This is a genomic window from Bradyrhizobium sp. STM 3843, assembly GCF_000239815.1.
In the GTDB taxonomy this organism is placed as follows: Bacteria; Pseudomonadota; Alphaproteobacteria; order Rhizobiales; family Xanthobacteraceae; genus Bradyrhizobium.
On sequence record NZ_CAFK01000117.1, the window covers coordinates 1 to 16,664 of the forward strand.

General features: G+C 64.5%; 15 protein-coding genes. 7 read left to right on the forward strand and 8 right to left on the reverse strand.

What is annotated here, in order from left to right; translation table 11 throughout:
- The first annotated feature begins 7 nt into the window (after nucleotides 1-7).
- The 3 genes from BRAS3843_RS15100 to BRAS3843_RS15110 are packed head-to-tail and all read left to right on the forward strand — an operon-like array spanning nucleotide 8 to nucleotide 4,203.
- Nucleotides 8-460 carry a (2Fe-2S)-binding protein gene (locus BRAS3843_RS15100; protein WP_050886438.1) on the forward strand — a complete coding sequence of 151 codons (453 nt, stop codon included), beginning with the start codon at nucleotides 8-10 and terminating at the stop codon, nucleotides 458-460.
- Nucleotides 457-2,784 carry a xanthine dehydrogenase family protein molybdopterin-binding subunit gene (locus BRAS3843_RS15105; protein WP_008969811.1) on the forward strand — a complete coding sequence of 776 codons (2,328 nt, stop codon included), beginning with the start codon at nucleotides 457-459 and terminating at the stop codon, nucleotides 2,782-2,784. The genes BRAS3843_RS15100 and BRAS3843_RS15105 overlap by 4 nt, the downstream gene beginning before the upstream one ends.
- A gap of 45 nt (nucleotides 2,785-2,829) precedes the next feature.
- Complete coding sequence (locus BRAS3843_RS15110; protein ID WP_008969812.1) at nucleotides 2,830-4,203, forward strand: MFS transporter; 1,374 nt, start codon at nucleotides 2,830-2,832, stop codon at nucleotides 4,201-4,203.
- An 88-nt stretch (nucleotides 4,204-4,291) separates the two neighbouring features.
- Here BRAS3843_RS15110 and BRAS3843_RS15115 read toward each other — a convergent pair whose 3' ends face one another.
- The 3 genes from BRAS3843_RS15115 to BRAS3843_RS41515 all read right to left on the reverse strand — a co-directional run bounded on the left by BRAS3843_RS15115 (nucleotide 4,292) and on the right by BRAS3843_RS41515 (nucleotide 6,708).
- Nucleotides 4,292-4,984 (reverse strand): hypothetical protein, encoded by a 693-nt coding sequence (locus tag BRAS3843_RS15115; protein ID WP_008969813.1) that lies wholly within the window; start codon nucleotides 4,982-4,984, stop codon nucleotides 4,292-4,294.
- A 32-nt stretch (nucleotides 4,985-5,016) separates the two neighbouring features.
- Nucleotides 5,017-6,084 (reverse strand): hypothetical protein, encoded by a 1,068-nt coding sequence (locus BRAS3843_RS15120; protein WP_008969814.1) that lies wholly within the window; start codon nucleotides 6,082-6,084, stop codon nucleotides 5,017-5,019.
- 123 nt (nucleotides 6,085-6,207) lie between these two features.
- Nucleotides 6,208-6,708 carry a hypothetical protein gene (locus BRAS3843_RS41515; protein ID WP_175361125.1) on the reverse strand — a complete coding sequence of 167 codons (501 nt, stop codon included), beginning with the start codon at nucleotides 6,706-6,708 and terminating at the stop codon, nucleotides 6,208-6,210.
- Between the two features lie 3 nt (nucleotides 6,709-6,711).
- On the opposite strand from BRAS3843_RS41515, the gene BRAS3843_RS15125 reads away from it, so the two are divergent.
- From BRAS3843_RS15125 to BRAS3843_RS15140, 4 genes are all read left to right on the forward strand, one after another.
- Nucleotides 6,712-8,085 carry a Spy/CpxP family protein refolding chaperone gene (locus BRAS3843_RS15125; protein WP_244425338.1) on the forward strand — a complete coding sequence of 458 codons (1,374 nt, stop codon included), beginning with the start codon at nucleotides 6,712-6,714 and terminating at the stop codon, nucleotides 8,083-8,085.
- An 821-nt stretch (nucleotides 8,086-8,906) separates the two neighbouring features.
- The gene (locus BRAS3843_RS15130; RefSeq protein WP_008969818.1) at nucleotides 8,907-9,932 is read left to right on the forward strand and encodes a TRAP transporter substrate-binding protein; all 1,026 of its coding nucleotides are present in this window, start codon (nucleotides 8,907-8,909) and stop codon (nucleotides 9,930-9,932) included.
- 46 nt (nucleotides 9,933-9,978) lie between these two features.
- Complete coding sequence (locus BRAS3843_RS15135) at nucleotides 9,979-11,865, forward strand: TRAP transporter large permease subunit (RefSeq protein ID WP_008969819.1); 1,887 nt, start codon at nucleotides 9,979-9,981, stop codon at nucleotides 11,863-11,865.
- Between the two features lie 38 nt (nucleotides 11,866-11,903).
- A complete protein-coding gene (locus BRAS3843_RS15140) occupies nucleotides 11,904-13,547 on the forward strand; it encodes an acyl-CoA synthetase (protein WP_008969820.1) in 1,644 nt (547 codons plus the stop codon).
- A gap of 9 nt (nucleotides 13,548-13,556) precedes the next feature.
- Here BRAS3843_RS15140 and BRAS3843_RS15145 read toward each other — a convergent pair whose 3' ends face one another.
- From BRAS3843_RS15145 to BRAS3843_RS15165, 5 genes are all read right to left on the reverse strand, one after another.
- Nucleotides 13,557-13,988 (reverse strand): NUDIX domain-containing protein, encoded by a 432-nt coding sequence (locus tag BRAS3843_RS15145; RefSeq protein ID WP_244425336.1) that lies wholly within the window; start codon nucleotides 13,986-13,988, stop codon nucleotides 13,557-13,559.
- The gene (locus tag BRAS3843_RS15150; RefSeq protein ID WP_008969822.1) at nucleotides 13,985-14,875 is read right to left on the reverse strand and encodes an MBL fold metallo-hydrolase; all 891 of its coding nucleotides are present in this window, start codon (nucleotides 14,873-14,875) and stop codon (nucleotides 13,985-13,987) included. Before BRAS3843_RS15150 ends, BRAS3843_RS15145 begins: the two co-directional genes overlap by 4 nt.
- Nucleotides 14,876-14,996: 121 nt before the next feature.
- Nucleotides 14,997-15,626, reverse strand: coding sequence for an antibiotic biosynthesis monooxygenase family protein (locus tag BRAS3843_RS15155; protein ID WP_008969823.1), 630 nt, complete (start codon nucleotides 15,624-15,626; stop codon nucleotides 14,997-14,999).
- A gap of 47 nt (nucleotides 15,627-15,673) precedes the next feature.
- Nucleotides 15,674-16,471 carry an MBL fold metallo-hydrolase gene (locus tag BRAS3843_RS15160; RefSeq protein ID WP_008969824.1) on the reverse strand — a complete coding sequence of 266 codons (798 nt, stop codon included), beginning with the start codon at nucleotides 16,469-16,471 and terminating at the stop codon, nucleotides 15,674-15,676.
- On the reverse strand, nucleotides 16,471-16,664 hold a 194-nt coding region (locus BRAS3843_RS15165), incomplete at its 5' end, for a TatD family hydrolase (RefSeq protein ID WP_008969825.1). The genes BRAS3843_RS15165 and BRAS3843_RS15160, both read right to left, overlap by 1 nt.

Here is a 16,664-nt window from a genome sequence, read left to right on the forward strand (position 1 = left end):
TCTCCGCATCAACGGCGGGAGCGTCGAGGCGGAGGTCAATGTCCGCACCAACCTCGCCGATTTCCTGCGGCAGCAGCAGGGGCTGACCGGAACGCATGTCGGCTGTGAACACGGTGTCTGCGGCGCCTGCACGGTCATCGTCGACGAGCGGCCGGTGCGTTGCTGCCTGATGCTCGCAGTGCAGGCTGACGGTGCGCGGGTGGAAACGGTCGAGGGACTGGGAAAGCCGGAGGCGCTGTCCCCGCTGCAACAGGCTTTTACGAACCACCATGCGCTGCAATGCGGATTCTGTACGCCGGGCATGCTGATGACGCTCGAAGCCTTCCTGCGCGTCAACCCGTCGCCGACGCGCGACGAGGTCAGGGACGTGCTTTCCGGCAATCTCTGCCGCTGCACCGGCTATCAGGGCATCGTCGACGCCGCGCTCGATGCGGCGGCGGTGCGGAGGGGCACACGATGAGCACACGCTATTTCGGCGTTGCCGTGCCGCGCCTGGAGGATCCCCGCCTTCTGACTGGCGGCGGCAACTATGTCGATGACATCGCGCTTCCCGGCATGCTGCATGCGGCGTTTCTGCGCTCGCCGGTGGCGCACGGCCTGATCAGGCGGGTCGATCCGTCAGAGGCGCGCGCCATGCCGGGCGTGCGCGCGATCTATACGATGAGCGACTTCGCGAAGATTGCCAGCGGCCCGATGCCGCCCATGGCTCCGCATCCGCTGCTGAAAACGCCGATCACCTGTGCGCCGCTGACCAGCGACGAGGTCTGCTACGTCGGCGAGCCCATCGCCATGGTCTTGGCCGACAGCCGCGCCGAGGCCGAGGACGCTCTGGCGGCGATTGAACTCGACATCGAGCACCTGCCGGCCGCAGCCGACGCCCGCGATGCAGCTGACGCCGGCGCGGCTCGCGCGCATTTGAATCGCGAGAGCAACGTCATCGCGACCTTGCGCGGGGCACACGGCAATGTCGACCAGGTCTTCGCGCGCGCGGCGCACCGGTTCACGGAGACGTTCGAAACCCATCGCGGCGGCTGCCATTCCATGGAATGCCGCGGCGTCGTCGCCGCGATGGCTGCGCGCTCGGCCGAACTCTCGGTTTGGACGTCCTCGCAGTCGCCTTACATGGTGCGTCGGCACCTCGCGGCCTATCTCGGCCGTGATGAATCGGACCTCCGGGTCATCGCCCCCGATGTCGGTGGCGGCTTCGGACCCAAGGCCAACGTCTATCCGGAAGAGTTCGCGGTCGCGCTTGCGGCGATCACCTGCGGCTGGCCCGTCAAGTGGATCGAGGACCGACAGGAGCATTTCCTGGCTACGACGCAGCAGCGCGACCAGATCTGGACGCTGGAGGTTGCCTGTGACGCGCAAGGCCGCATGCTGGGCGTACGCGGCCGCTGCGTCCACGACCACGGCGCCTATGCGCCATATGGCCTGATCCTGCCTGCGACCGCGCTGGCGTCCTTTCCGGGTCCCTATGCGCTCGACGCCTTCGACATCGCGGTCGATGTCGTGCTGACCAATCTGGTGCCGACATCGCCGGTACGCGGCGCAGGCCGGCCGAACACGGCTTTCGTGCTGGAGCGTCTCGCCGATTGCGTGGCGCGCCACCTCGGCCTTTCCCGTGACGAGGTGCGACGCCGCAGTTTCGTGACTGCGGATCAGATGCCGTACGCCACCGGCGGAAGAATGCGCGACGGCTCGGCGGTCGCCTATGACAGCGGGGACTACACGCGGGCGCTCGATGTTGTGCTCGAGAAGATCGACGCTGCAGGATTCGAGCGACGCCGCAATGAGGCTGCCGCGCGCGGCCGCCTGCTTGGGCTTGGGCTCGCATCCTGTGTCGAAGATACCGGGCTCGGCCCATTCGAAGGCGCTTCGGTGCGGGTGACACCGGCGGGGCAGGTGGTGGTTTCGACGGGAGCCGCAAGCCAGGGGCAGGGCCATGCGACCACACTGGCCCAGATCGCGGCAGATGCTCTGGGAGTCGATCTGTCCCAGGTGTCGGTCAAGTCCGCGGATACCGGCGCCTTTCCGCTCGGCATTTCCACCATCGCCAGCCGCATCGCCGTCACGGCAGGCTCTTCCGTCGCGATCGCGGCGCGAAAGGTGCGCGACAAGGCGATCATGGTGGCGGCCCATATGCTCGAGGTCGGCGAGCATGACCTGGAGATCGAGAACGGAATGGTCGGGGTCGTCGGCGTGCCCGGACTGACCGTGAGCCTTGCTGCGATCGCGCGGACGTTATCCGGTGCCGCCGGCGTCCGGCTTCCCCCCGGCGTCGATCCCGATCTCGCCGCCACCGGCTATTTCGAGGCGAGCCAGCTCGCATTCGCCTACGGATCGCATGCCTGCGAAGTCGAGATCGATCCCGAGACCGGCGATGCGAAAGTGACGCGCTATGTCGTTGCGCATGACTGCGGCAAGCTGATCAATCCCTTGATCGTCGACGGGCAGATTCGAGGCGGGATCGTCCACGGCATCGGAAATGCCTTGTACGAGCGCATGAAGCACGATGAGGCAGGCCAGCCGCTCACAACAACCTATGGCGACTATCTGCTGCCGGCCGCGTCCGAAATGCCGGATATCGAAATTCACCACATCGAGACGCCGTCGCCGCGCAACCCGATCGGGGTGAAGGGCGCGGGCGAGGGCGGCACGATACCCGCCGCGGCCTGCGTGATTTCGGCGATCGAGAATGCGCTCGGACCGGCCGGGCCATTCCTCAGAGCGCATCCGGTGTCTCCGGAGCAGATCGCAGAGTGGGTGAACGCAACCAGGCAATAGACGATCAGGCAATAAACATCAGACAACAAATAAAAGGGGGAAGCGATGAGTGTAGTGGCTGAAGCAGGCGCGGTAACAGCGGCGACAACGTCCATCTCGGTGCAATCGGGGGCGCGGCTCGACCGCCTTCCGATTTCCGCGTTTCACAAGCGCATCTTCTGGCTGATCGGCGCCGGCATGTTCTTCGATGGCTACGACCTCTATGTCGGCACCAGCGTGCTCGGTGCCACGCTCGCCAGCAAGTTCTCGACGCTGGCGCAAAACGCGCAGTTTGTTTCGTTCACCTTCTTCGGCATGACGGTCGGCGCGCTGGTCGCGGGATTTCTGGGCGATGCCTATGGCCGCCGCTTCACCTACCAGTTCAACCTGCTGCTTTTCGGCATTGCGTCGCTTGGGGCCGCCGTCGCGCCTTCGATGGAGTGGCTTGTCGCGGCGAGATTCCTGATGGGCCTCGGTCTCGGTGCGGAAATTGTCGTCGGCTATTCGTCACTGACCGAATTCGTGCCACCGGCCTCGCGCGGCAAGTGGCTGGCGCTGATGGCGATGATCGTGGTGTCCGGTCTGCCGGCAACGATCCTGCTGGCCTCGATCCTCATCCCCCTTGTCGGGTGGCGTGCGATGTTCGTGATCGCAGGCGTCGGCGCGCTTATCGTGTGGTACTTGCGAAAATCCCTCCCGGAATCTCCGCGCTGGCTGGAGTCCAAGGGGCGCGCAGGGGAGGCGGAAGCCCTGGTGGCGGAGATCGAACGGGAATGCGGCGGGGCGTCGCTGCCGCCAGCCCGCGCAGCTGCGCCCGTGAGAAGCTATGCCGTGACGGAGCTGTTCGGTCCGGTCCTGCTGCCGCGCCTGATCCTCGGGTCGATCGTCCTGATCGTGATCAACACGTTGATCTTCGGTTTCGTCACCTGGCTGCCGACCTTCTTCGTCCAACAGGGCGTGACGCTGACCAAGTCGTTTGCCTATACGCTGATCATGTCGTTTGCCGCACCGATCGGGTGCGCGCTCGGCGCGTTCCTGGCTGACCGGCTGGGGAGGCGAATGACGATCGTGAGCGCGTCCGTTTCCACGATCGTGTTCGGCTTGATCTATCCCATGCTGGCCGAACCGGTGGCCTTCGTGGCGATCGGATTCTGCCTGCTGCTGTCGATCTACGTGCTCGTTGCCTTGCTCTACGGCGTCTATACGCCCGAGCTGTTTCCGACCGAGGTCAGGCTCCGGGCCAATGGCATCTGCAACATGCTTGGACGCGGCGCGACGATCGTTTCGCCATTCATGGTCGTCGGGCTTTTCAAGAGCTATGGCGTCAGTGGGGTCACATCGCTGATGGTCGGGCTTCTCGCGATCCAGATCGCTGCCGTGCTGGCCTGGGGGATCGAACCGGCCAAGCGCGGCCTGGAAGAGCTTTCGCCGCAGGACTAGTCATTGAAAGATCCTTGGCACTCAAGATGCTTGGCGCTCAAGATTCTTGGCACTTGAGCAACGAGCGTTGAAAAGCGCCTTCGGTCTCTCAAGCGTCGCGCGATCCGGCAAGCCCGGCCATCAGCGCCGCCTCGCTCACATGTTGCACGGGCATGCCGAGCGCCAGCGCTTGACGTGACAGCGCCGTCTCGAAGACCTCGCGAACATCACGCGAGGCGCAGAACAGCCCGGCGACGTCGCCATCGACGCCCGGGCGCAGCATCGCCTGCACGCCCGCGCGCGCAAGGCCCTCGACGCCGCCGAGCCATGAGAACAAGGCCGCCGGCTGCGATGCGATCGCCTCGTAAGCCGGAGGTGACGCATCGGCGGACGACAGCAGCACCACCTGCGCCTGCGCATACCAGGGATAGCCAGCGTCATCGAACAGACGCAGCGCCGTTGCGGTTTCCGTCGTCGACAGCAGGACGAGGTCGGCGGGCGCGCGACCCGACAGGCTCGCCATGGCGCGGCCGAGCGCCGAACGCACGCGGATGCGGGCGACGAAATCGCGTCCGAGCGCTTGCCATCCTGGCACATCGGGAGCCGCGACCGTGGAGCAGGCGAACGTCATGCGCCCGCAGGCGGCAAGCGCCGTCGCCAGCACGTCCGCGACGGGCGCCGGGACGCCGTCGCCATCGCTCTCGCCGCTCCAGCCGATCAGCGCGAAGGCGCCGGCGGATGGGGGCGGGGCGTCAAGCTGCCAATGGGCTCCCGGCGGATCGTAGGTGATGAAGAACTGCACGTTGGTTCGTCCCGAAGCTGTGAGCAAAGAGATCAGGGCTGGTCGGCGGCCGGGAGCGGCGTGAAGAAGGTGTCCTCGGCCCAGTCATAGACGACGCCGCCGACCTTGCTGCCGAAGAGATAACCGCCGATGCCGCCGCCGATGCATCCGACAAAGCCACCCACGGCGGTGCCGCCACCGGGCTCGATGAACGTTCCGATCCCGCCGACGACAGCTCCGCCGCCTTCGCATCCGGCCCAGGCGCCGGCCCAGCCGAACACGACCTGGGTGGTGCGCCGCAGAGGCTTCGAGGATTGGACGATCGACCAAATGTCCAGCGCGACGCCGACGACCAGCAGCACCCGGCCGCCCCAGCGCAGATACTTGCCGGCACGATAGAGGATCTTGCCGCCTCTGCCGACGGTCGTGTGATCCTGGATGCCCCAGACGTTCTTGGCGGCGCCACCGCGGTTCCAGTGATAGTCGATGGTCTTCGACTTGGTGTTATAGCCGTAGTCCAGCCGCAGGTGCTTCTTGCCGGTGACGTCCTGAATGAAAATCGTGGATGTCGAGCCCGTTGGAGGCACCCACCCGCGCGGGCTGAGCTCGAGCGCAAGTCCGTTTGTGCCGGGGATCGGAATGCGCGCCACCGATGCGACGCCTGGCCCTGCCATGTAGGGCACAATGCCGGACAGCGGCGCGTCCGATCCATCCACGTCCCAGGGATTGGAGCCGGGCACATTGCCTTCCATCTGGTCGACCGCATGGTCAATGACGGCTTGGCGCCGGTCGGCTTCCGCCATGGCATCGGACACCGCCTTGGCGGCGCCGACCACAAGGTCGTGCATATTCGCCAGGCGCTCCATCTCGGTGAACGTGCGGCTGCCGGGATCGACATGGCCATCGGCGACCTGGGGTAGGGTCTTCTTCTGGAATGTGAGTATGGCGAGATAGAGCTTGTCGCTGCAGATGCCTTCGATCATCCGCTCGTTCAACGCGCCTTCCGCGCCGCCGAGTCTCGCCGGGATCTTGTTCAGGAGTTCCTGCACGGTTCGCTGATCGCTGACACGATTTTGCGAATTCCGTCCGTGCCGCCGACCGACCGACGATACGATACCCATTGGAACCTCCCGGATGGCAGGTCCGACCAGCAAGGCCGGCCGGAGCGCAACGGCTCATCGTTAGTGGCACGCTGCGCCCGGCCGGTTCATATCGATCGTGATCTGCGGGTGCGGCAGGCTTCGTCAGCGCCACGTTGCACGTGTCGTGCAACACGGTCTCCGGACCGACGCGCGGAACTTATTGGCGCCCCAGATTGTTCCTAAAGCAGTACGTGGCGTTGCCGGCTTTTCCCGACCGCCGTTTCTGCAGGGGAGGAAAACATGAGCGTTTCCGGCCGACAGGTTTCGTTCGCGCTTGCCGCAATCCTCGCGGGGGCTGTTGCAGGCGTCACATTCACCGGCTTCGCCCAAGCGCAGCCAGGCCGCGGCGGCGGTGGAGGCGGTGGAGGCGGTGGAGGCGGAGGCTTTCATGGCGGCGGCGGTGGCGGTTTCCACGGCGGTGGCGGCGGTTTCCACGGCGGCGGCGGCTTTCACGGCGGTGGCGGCGGGTTTCACGGCGGCGGTGGTTTCCATGCGGCCGGTGGCGGCTTCCACCCAGGTGGAGGCTTTCGCGGAGGCGGTGGTGGCTTCCATGGCGGAGGCATGCGCGCCGCCGGTGGCTTTCACGGAGGCGGTGGCTTTCATGCCATGCGCGGCGCACCCGGTGGTGTACGACACGGGTTTGCGGGCCACGCTCCCTCGGGCCGCAGCTTCGCCGGCCACAATCCGCCGGTGGGCCGCATTCATGCACCGGCCGGCATTGCCGCGGGCAACCGCGCGGCGTCGAACAGCCACGTCGTCTCGAACCGCATGATGCAGCGTGACGCCAGAGCCGTAGGCCATGCGCTGTCGTCGCGACAGGTCAGGACCGCCATGCACGCACCCGGCGGCCTGCGCAATCCGGCGGGCCGCGCCGCGATCACCGCAGCCGTTGCCGGTGCCGCCTTCGCGCATCACCATGGCGGGTTCTGGTGGCGCCATGCGCATGGCGGCTTCGGCTGGGTCGGCCCGGTGTTCTGGCCCTACGCTTACGACGATTTCTACGATTACGCTTGGTGGGGCGGCGACTATTATCCGTTCTGGGACTACGGCTATGGCGATCTCTATGTCGGCCTGTTCGGTCCCTATGATTACGGCTCGCTGAACGCCTATGCCCGCTATCTGCCCGAGACCACGGGCTCGACGCGGCCGGCGCATGCGGCCAAGAACGAAGAGACATCGACGCTGGCCGACATGTGCGGCAGCGACAGCAAAACCATCGCCGGTTTCCCGGTCGAGCAATTCCGTAGCGCCATTCAGCCCAATGCCGAACAGGCGGCGGCACTCGACGATCTCGCCAATGCCTCGCAGAAGGCTGCGGAGCTCATCCGCAACTCCTGCCCGAAGGATGTGGCGCTGACCGCGCCGAGCCGCCTCGCTGCCATGCAGCAGCGGGTCCAAGCGATGCGCGATGCGGTCAACATCGTGAAGCCACCGCTCGACAGGTTCTATGGACTGCTCAGCGACGACCAGAAGGCGAAGATTACCGCGCTAGCAGCGGAGCAGCGCACCGCGCGGCGCGGCGACACCAACGCGAGCGGCGGCAGCTGCACCGCGGACCAATCTGCCACGACGTCTTCTGCGATGCCTTGGCCGAGCGATCAGATCGAGCGCGACGTCAAGCCGACCGACGCACAGCGCGCAAGTCTCACTGCTCTGCAGGATGCGACGACGAAAGCCGCCGATATCCTGAAATCATCCTGCCCGCCGACCGAGGCGCGCACACCGCCGGCCCGGCTGGATGCAGTCGGTGCGCGCCTCGACGCGATGCTGCAGGCGCTCGGCACCGTGCGACCGGCGCTCGACACGTTCTACAACTCGCTCAGTGACGAGCAAAAGGCTGCCTTCGATGCGATCGGCCCGGCGCGTAACGGTCCCTCGACCGCCTCCGCCGACGAGGACGAGACTCCTCGCCGTTCTCGCCATCGCCACCATCACGGCGTGAGCGTGCGCAGCCTGGTGTTCCGGATGATGGGGCTGTGAGGGACGCATGCCTCATCTGATGGAGCGCTAAAGCAACCAGCCTATTTCCATCAAGCGATTTTTTCGAAAGCTAATAGTAGCGAAGAACTAGCAAAACTAATCGTGACGCGCATGCTTGAGCACGATGGGATTATTGTTCAAATGAAAGGCGAATTGTCGATTCGGGAACGTGCTCGCAGCCAGTGAGCCAGCCAACCTGAGTGAAAGGCTACGGTCAGCAGGAGAGCGCCGGTGCCAAGCTTCGGCGCTTCCGAATGGGCCAGGCAGCGCTCCAGCCGCCTGCAGGAGCTTCTCAGCCGATCCGGATCAAGGTCCGTCTCGTCTCTGACGCCGCTGCCGCGCGGCGCGGAGTATCGGCCGCCTTGGGGCAGCTCAGGGAGGGGGTGGCCGCCGAGGGTGTGTCAGACTCCGATGGAAGCAGAAAGACTCAGATCGAACGAGAAACGACAGCACGGGCGATAGCACGGGCGAGGCGCCCTATATCCAATTCGCATAAGGTATATTATGGAATATATTTATTCATAGAACGCACAGAGGCTTAGGCGGAAATCCTGCATTTGAACCTGAGTTTCGCGGCGCGCTTTGAAGCTCCTGGAGGCCCGGTTCGGCGCTTGCCAAGGGTCCGTTGCCGACGCTGGTTCGAGGCGCGGCCCTGTCGCCCCGATGGCCCGTATTGTCGCCGCGTCGTTCGCCTGCAATAAGCGCGCGATGGACGGGGATCGCGGATGACGTCGGCGGATTCGGTCCGTATAGATCACGTGAAGCCGCATGAGACCTCGCGTCTCGAAACCACAAAAAGAGGTCCTAAGGGAGAGACGAGAATGAGCCTGTCACGACGCGCGCTACTGAAGGCCTCCGCGGCGACAGCGGTTGTCGGCGGGATCGGCAGTATGGCTGCGCCCCATGTGGCACGCGCGCAAGCCGCCGAGTTCACGTACAAATACGCCAACAACCTGCCCGACTCCCATCCGATGAACGTCCGCGCCAAGGAGATGGCGGCGGCGATCAAGGCCGAGACCAACGGCAAGTTCGACCTCCAGATCTTCCCCAACAACCAGCTCGGTTCCGACACCGACATGCTGAGCCAGATCCGCTCCGGCGGCGTCGAATTCTTCACGCTGTCGGGCTTGATCCTGTCGACGCTGGTACCGGCAGCGTCGATCAATGGCATCGGCTTTGCGTTCCCGGACTACGACACGGTCTGGAAGGCCATGGATGGCGATCTCGGCGCTTACGTGCGCGGCCAGATCAACAAGGCCGGCCTCGTGGTCATGGACAAGATCTGGGACAATGGCTTCCGTCAGACCACATCGTCGACCAGGCCGATCAACGGGCCGGATGATTTCAAGGGCTTCAAGATCCGGGTTCCCGTATCGCCATTGTGGACCTCGATGTTCAAGGCGTTCGATGCCGCGCCCGCCTCGATCAATTTCAGCGAAGTCTATTCGGCGCTGCAGACCAAGGTGGTCGAAGGTCAGGAAAATCCGCTGGCCATCATCTCCACCGCCAAGCTCTACGAGGTCCAGAAGTACTGCTCGTTGACCAACCACATGTGGGATGGCTTCTGGTTCCTGGCGAACCGGCGGGCCTGGGAAAGCCTGCCCGACAACGTCAGGACGATTGTCGCCAAGAACATCAATGCTGCCGCGGTCAAGGAGCGCGAAGACACGGCGAAGCTGAATGCCGGCCTTCAGCAGGACCTCGCAGCCAAGGGGCTGGTCTTCAACCAGCCGGCGGTGGCGCCGTTCCGCGACAAGCTGCGCGCGGCCGGATTCTATGCCGAATGGAAGGGCAAATATGGCGAGGAGGCGTGGGGCTTGCTTGAAAAGGCCGTTGGCAAGCTGTGATAGCAAGCTGATTTAACAGTCTGTCGCTCTCGTTTGGATCGACGCCATGGCGCATGCCGAGTTCACCGAGATTGAGGTCAGCGAGGTCGTCGTCGAGGCCCCTCGCCGGCGCTCGCTGATCGGGACGATCGAAGCTGTGCTCGGCCGTCTGGTGGAAATCCCGGCGGCGATCCTGGTTGTCGCGGAGATCGTGATCCTGTTTGCCGGCGTGGTGGCGCGTTACGCTCTGCACCAGCCGTTGATCTGGTCTGACGAACTGGCGTCGATCCTGTTCCTGTGGCTCGCAATGCTCGGTGCCGTCGTTGCGTTCCGCCGTGGCGAGCACATGCGCATGACGGCTGGCGTTGCCGCCGCCGGACCGCGACTTTGGGCCTATCTCGATGCGGTGGCGACGGCGGCCGCGCTGGCCTTCCTGGTCATGGTGGTGCGACCCGCTTATGACTATGCCGCCGAGGAGAGTTTCATCACCACGCCGGCGCTCGGAATCGAAAACATCTGGCGGGCGGCGGCGCTGCCGGTCGGCATCGCCCTGATGACGCTGTTTGCGCTGTTGCGGCTGATGCGCGCGGCCAATCTCAGGATCGTGCTGGCCGCCCTCCTGTCCGTCGCCGCCATTATTGCATTGTTCTGGCTGGCGCAGCCCTGGCTGAAGCCGCTCGGCAACCTCAACCTGGTCATCTTCTTCGTCGGCGTGGTCGCCTTCTGCGTCTTCGCGGGCGTGCCGATCGCATTCGCGTTTGGGCTCGCGATCTTCGGCTATCTGGCGCTGACCACACGCACGCCGCTGATGGTGCTGGTCGGGCGCATGGACGAGGGCATGAGCCACCTGATCCTGCTCTCGGTGCCGCTGTTCGTCTTCTTAGGGCTCCTGATCGAAATGACGGGCATGGCGCGCGCGATGGTCGCGTTCCTGGCGAGCCTGCTCGGTCATGTCAGAGGCGGCCTGCATTACGTGCTGGTGGGCGCGATGTACCTGGTCTCCGGCATTTCCGGCGCCAAGGCGGCTGACATGGCGGCCGTGGCGCCGGTGCTGTTCCCGGAGATGAAGGCGCGCGGCGCCCGTCCCGGCGACCTCGTCGCCCTGCTCGCGGCCACCGGCGCCCAGACCGAAACCATCCCACCGAGCCTCGTGCTGATCACCATCGGCTCAGTCACGGGCGTCTCGATCGCGGCGCTGTTTACCGGCGGCCTCTTGCCGGGCGTGGTGCTCGCGGTCACGCTGTGCGCCTTGGTGTGGTGGCGCTATCGCAATGAGGATATGAGCGGCGTGCGCCGCGCCACGCCATCCGAGATCGGACGCAGCTTTGTCGTCGCCCTGCCCGCGCTCGCCCTGCCCTTCGTCATTCGCTTCGCCGTCGTCGAAGGCATTGCGACTGCGACCGAAGTCTCGACCATCGGCATCGTCTATGGCCTGCTCACCGGCCTTCTGATCTACCGCCGCTTCGACTGGCGCCGGCTGTTTCCGATGCTGGTCGAGACCGCGGCTTTGTCGGGCGCAATTCTCCTGATCATCGGCACGGCCACCGGCATGGCCTGGGGCCTCACCCAATCCGGCTTTTCACGCTCGCTCGCGGCGGCCATGACCGGGTTGCCGGGTGGCGTTGCGGCTTTCATCGCGGTCTCGATCCTGGCCTTCACGATCCTCGGCAGCGTGCTGGAAGGCATTCCCGCGATCGTGCTGTTCGGGCCGCTATTGTTTCCAATCGCCCGCGCCGTCGGCGTGCACGAGGTTCACTATGCCATGATCATCATTCTGGCGATGGGGATCGGGCTGTTCGCGCCGCCCTTCGGCGTCGGCTATTATGCCGCTTGCGCCATCGGCCGCGTCGATCCCGCCGCCGGCATGCGGCCGATCTGGGGGTATCTGCTGGCGCTCCTGATCGGGCTTGCGATCGTTGCGATTTTTCCCTGGATTTCGATCGGGTTCCTGTAGAATCCTCAGACAAGGTGGGAAGAAGCCAGGAGGGAGCCATGAGTGCGAACCAATACGCCATCGGTTTGGACAAGACCCCGGCCAATTATGTCCCGCTGACGCCGCTCAGCTTTCTTGCCCGCAGCGCCGCGGTCTATCCCGATCATGTCAGCACGGTCTATGAGGGCAAGAGCTTCACCTGGGCGCAGACCTATACGCGCTGTCGGCAGTTCGCCTCCTATCTTGCCGCGCGCGGCATCGGCGAAGGCGCCACGGTCGCAGCCATGCTGCCGAACATCCCGGCGATGAATGAGCTTCATTTCGCAGTGCCGATGGCGGGCGCCGTGCTGAACACGCTCAACATCCGGCTCGACGCCCCCTCGATCGCGTTTCAGCTCGATCATGGCGGCGCCAAGATCATTCTGGTCGATCCTGAGTTCTCCGGCGTCATCACCGAGGCGCTCAAACTGATGACCGGGCCGAAGCCCTTCGTGATCGACGTCGATGACGCCGCATTCAAGGGCGGCAGCCGGATTGGCGAAATCGAATATGAGGCCGCGCTCGCGCTCGGCGATCCCGCCTTCGAGCCGCGCCGCCCGAATGACGAGTGGGACGCCATTGCGCTCAGCTACACGTCGGGTACCACCGGCAATCCCAAGGGCGTCGTCACCCATCACCGCGGCGCCTATCTGAACGCGGTCAGCAACATCCTGGCCGGCAATCTCGGCCAGCACCCGGTCTATCTCTGGACCCTGCCGATGTTTCACTGCAATGGCTGGTGTTTCCCCTGGACCATCGCGGCGGCTGCCGGCATCAATGTCTGCCTGCGCAAGGTCGAGCCGACCAAGATTTTCGAGCTGATCCGCGAGCATGGCGTCACCCATATGTGCGGCGCGCCCATCGTCTACAATGTCCTGATCAACGCGCCCGACGCGCCGAAGGGCAAGCGCGAGAAGCCGGTGGTCGGCCTGATCGCCGGCGCGGCGCCGCCGGTCGCCGTGCTGGAAGGCGCAGAAAACATCGGCATCAAGCTGACGCATGTCTATGGGCTGACCGAGGTCTATGGCCCGGCCTCGGTCTGCGCCGAGCAGCCCGGCTGGGACGATCTGTCGGCGGCCGAGCGCGCGCGGATGAAGCGCCGGCAGGGCGTGCCCTACCCGCTGGAGGAAGCGGTCACCGTGCTCGACCCCGAAACCATGCGCGAGGTGCCGCGCGACGGCGAGACCATCGGCGAGGTGATGTTCCGCGGCAACATCGTGATGAAAGGCTATCTGAAGAACGAGAAGGCAACCACGGAAGCTTTCGCCGGCGGCTGGTTTCACACCGGCGATCTCGGCGTGCTCGATGCGCACGGCTACGTCATCATCAAGGACCGCTCCAAGGACATCATCATCTCCGGCGGCGAGAACGTGTCGTCCGTCGAGGTCGAGGACATCCTCTACAAGCATCCGGCCGTGCTGTTCGCGGCCGTGGTCGCCAAGCCCGATCCGAAATGGGGCGAAGTGCCTTGCGCCTTCATCGAACTGAAGGAGGGCGCGGAGGCGACCGAAGCCGAGATCATCGCCTATTGCCGCGAGCGGATGTCCGGCTTCAAGACGCCGAAGGTCGTGGTGTTCGGCCCGATTCCGAAAACGTCGACCGGCAAGATCCAGAAGTATCTGCTGCGCAACGAGGTGCAGTCGGCCAAGGCAATCTCGGCGTGAGGCCGCGGCTTAACGCGGCGCGCTCCGGCGAAGCCGAGGAACGACGAAAATAGAGACGAGCGGCGCCAGCGCGAGATCGAGATATCGAGCGGGCTGGTGAAGGTCGTACCAAGCCAGCTCCTCGATCTCACCAGACGTCTTGGGTTCGTCCGTCAGCGAAACGCGATAAACTCGCGCTGCGATCCGATGGCCGGGTTCGTTGGCAGCGTCAGCTTCAAACGTGCCAAGATGCTCGGCTCCGCCGAGCGGAGCAGTGCCCAATTCCTCCTGGATTTCCCGGACCAGGCACTCACGGTCGCTTTCGCTGGGCTCGAGCTTTCCGCCAGGAAGCATGAACGCCGCCGTGCCCCGCTTCCGAACCAGCAGCAGGCGGCCCTGCGCCACGACAGCGGCGGCGGCGACGTTGAAAGTCTTGGATGGTCGCGACATCGGCTCGATCAATATCCCCGCGCCCACCAGTAGCAGAAGCGCTCGACATTGGCCGGCAAGCTCGCCTCGTAGTTCGCCCATTTCTCGTATTTAGGCAGCTTGACCTCCTTCATCGCGGTGTCGAAGCACTTGCCCGCATCCGCAGCCTTCTTCACCTCCGTCGACAGGTCCTCCATGTAGGCGATATCGTCCTCCACGTCCTTCTTGGTGCCGTAGCGTCCGCCGGCATAGGGATGGCCCGGAATCATGCGCTCCCAGTCGAGCGCGGCGAGCTTCTTGAGCGAGGCGATATATTCCAGCGGTGAGGCGTTGTCGGGAATGTTGCGAAACTGCACCGTTTCGATCGGCGCAAAATCGACCACAAAGACGATCTTCTCCTTCGGCAGCCGCATCACCAGCGAATTGTCGGAATGGTTGCGACCGACATAGATGAGTTCGAGCGTGGTATCGCCGAGTTTGATCGTCTTCTTGTCGTCAACGAGCTGGTCGGGCATCACCACGTCGGCGAGCAGCGCGTTCTGCTTCTTCAGCTCGAGCAGGTGCTCCTTGACCCGCCGGTGTGCCACGAAAGTCGCGCCGAGGTCCTTAAAGGGCTGGCCGCCGGCGATGTGATCGTAGTGGTGATGACTGTAGATGACGTATTTGATCGGCTTGTCGGTGACGGCCTTGATGGCGTCGATATAGGGCTTGGCGGGGCGCAGATATGAAATCGGATCGGTGGCAATGACGCCTTGCGAGGTCACCACAAACATCGACTGGTGGCCGCCATAGCGGAAGACATACACGTTGTCGGTGCCATCGACCTTCTTGGTCGAGGTTTGCGGCGCGTTCTGCGCCGCGGCAGCTCCCATGCCGAGCAGAAGGATCACGACCGAGACGGCGGCATTCAGCGCTTTCATGGTGACCTCCGGCGCAAGCGCGTTGCACCGGCCCAGCCTCGATCAAAACGCTCTGCCCCTCAACCGAATTATTTCAACTATCAGGCTGGAATAAATGACGCAAAGGCAGGGTGCCGCAACGCTACGCATCCCCGCTCTTTTCCGGATAATATTGCGGCGCCTCGCGGCGGTCGTACATGCCGTAGTCCCTGATGACCTCGACGATACGCACATACTCTGTCGCCGGATCGGCCAGCAATCTCGGGCTCAGCGTCAGCCCTGCTTCATAGTCCGGCAACGCGATCAGATGGGCATAGCGGCCCTCGCGATAGACGCTGGCGAAGCTCGCGAGCGGCAGATCCAAGGCGGTGCCGAGCTTCGCCTGCGACGTTTCGGTCGCGAGCACATAGGTCGGCGGCCGCCGCTTCGGATCGTTGTAGGGTGTGCGCCGCTCCGGTTGCCAGACCGGCTTTCCGGGCCGCGCTTCGTGGATCACCTGCGCGACCCGCAGCCGGTAGTCGGAAAACACCTTGTCGCGCCCGAGCGTCTGGACCTGATGATGATGCGCATGCGCGCGCCAGGCGGTCAGGGCGCCCTCGTCCTGCCAGATCTGGTAGGACAGGATCAGGTTGTCACGCGACAGACTCTTGAAGCGGTCGAGGAACAGGCAGCCACCGAGCGCCTCAAGCTCCGGCTTCAGCACCGCGGCCAGGTTGAGATATTGATCCAGGCGATCGGGCTTGACCTCGACCTCGAAGAACAAGGACATCATGGCTGCATCTCCAAGTTCCAACCGCGCCCTTTGCCCACCTGCAATTCTTACCCGACCGTCAGCTGCATCCCGTCATAGGCAGGGATCACGCCCTCCGGCAGGCTCTGGCGCAGCACCTCATAGTCGAGATCGGCATGCATATTGGTGATGACGGCACGTTTCGGCTTGAAGCGTTCGATCCAGGCCAGCGCGTCGTTGACCGAGAAATGGCTGGAATGTGGAGCATAGCGCAAGCCATCGACGATCCAGAGATCGAGATTTTCCAGCGCACCCCAGCTCTCTTCCGGAATGTCGTTGAGGTCTGGCGTGTAGGCGGCGTTGCCGATGCGGTAGCCGAGCGCCGGGATGTTGCCGTGCTGGACCAGGAAGGCCGACAGCTTCAGCTCGCCGCCCTTGCCTTCCACGGCCTGCGTTCCGCCGGCCTCGATCGCGTGCTGGGTCAGGATCGGCGGGTAGTCGCTGCCGGCGGGCGAGATGAAGCAATAGGAGAACCGGTGCATGATGTCCTTGGCCGTCGACTGGCTCAGATACACCGGGATGCGCCGGCGCTGATGCATGACGACCGAGCGCAGATCATCGATGCCGTGGGTCTGGTCGGCATGCTCGTGGGTCAGGAACACCGCGTCGATATGATCGACATCGGCGTCGATCAGCTGCTCGCGCAGATCCGGCGAGGTATCGATCACCACGCGCGTGGTGCCGTGGGCGGACGTTCGCTCCACCATCAACGAGCAGCGGCGGCGGCGGTTCTTTGGATTGTTCGGATCGCAGGCGCCCCACCCCAGCGCCGGGCGCGGCACGCCGGCGGAAGAGCCGCAGCCAAGGATGGTGAGCGTCAGCGTCATCAGGCACCTGTCGGGCGCGGCACTTTGGAGAACAGCTTGAAGAAGGTCTCGGTGGTCTGTCGCGAGAGGTCCTCCAGCGACACGCCGCGGGTCTCAGCCAGCACCTTGGCGGTCTCCACGACATAAGCCGGCTCGTTGCGTTTGCCGCGGAATTTGCCCGGCGCGAGATACGGCGCGTCGGTCTCGACCATGA

Excerpts from the sequence above, each read along its gene's own strand:
- BRAS3843_RS15140 (WP_008969820.1), top strand. The coding sequence starts at position 11,904 with ATGAGTGCGAACCAATACGCCATCGGTTTGGACAAGACCCCGGCCAAT.
- BRAS3843_RS15150 (WP_008969822.1), bottom strand. The coding sequence starts at position 14,875 with ATGAAAGCGCTGAATGCCGCCGTCTCGGTCGTGATCCTTCTGCTCGGC.
- BRAS3843_RS15125 (WP_244425338.1), top strand. The coding sequence starts at position 6,712 with ATGCGCGGCGCACCCGGTGGTGTACGACACGGGTTTGCGGGCCACGCT.
- BRAS3843_RS15105 (WP_008969811.1), top strand. The coding sequence starts at position 457 with ATGAGCACACGCTATTTCGGCGTTGCCGTGCCGCGCCTGGAGGATCCC.
- BRAS3843_RS15120 (WP_008969814.1), bottom strand. The coding sequence starts at position 6,084 with ATGGGTATCGTATCGTCGGTCGGTCGGCGGCACGGACGGAATTCGCAA.
- BRAS3843_RS15110 (WP_008969812.1), top strand. The coding sequence starts at position 2,830 with ATGAGTGTAGTGGCTGAAGCAGGCGCGGTAACAGCGGCGACAACGTCC.
- BRAS3843_RS41515 (WP_175361125.1), bottom strand. The coding sequence starts at position 6,708 with ATGAAAGCCACCGCCTCCGTGAAAGCCACCGGCGGCGCGCATGCCTCC.
- BRAS3843_RS15155 (WP_008969823.1), bottom strand. The coding sequence starts at position 15,626 with ATGATGTCCTTGTTCTTCGAGGTCGAGGTCAAGCCCGATCGCCTGGAT.
- BRAS3843_RS15130 (WP_008969818.1), top strand. The coding sequence starts at position 8,907 with ATGAGCCTGTCACGACGCGCGCTACTGAAGGCCTCCGCGGCGACAGCG.
- BRAS3843_RS15160 (WP_008969824.1), bottom strand. The coding sequence starts at position 16,471 with ATGACGCTGACGCTCACCATCCTTGGCTGCGGCTCTTCCGCCGGCGTG.
- BRAS3843_RS15135 (WP_008969819.1), top strand. The coding sequence starts at position 9,979 with ATGGCGCATGCCGAGTTCACCGAGATTGAGGTCAGCGAGGTCGTCGTC.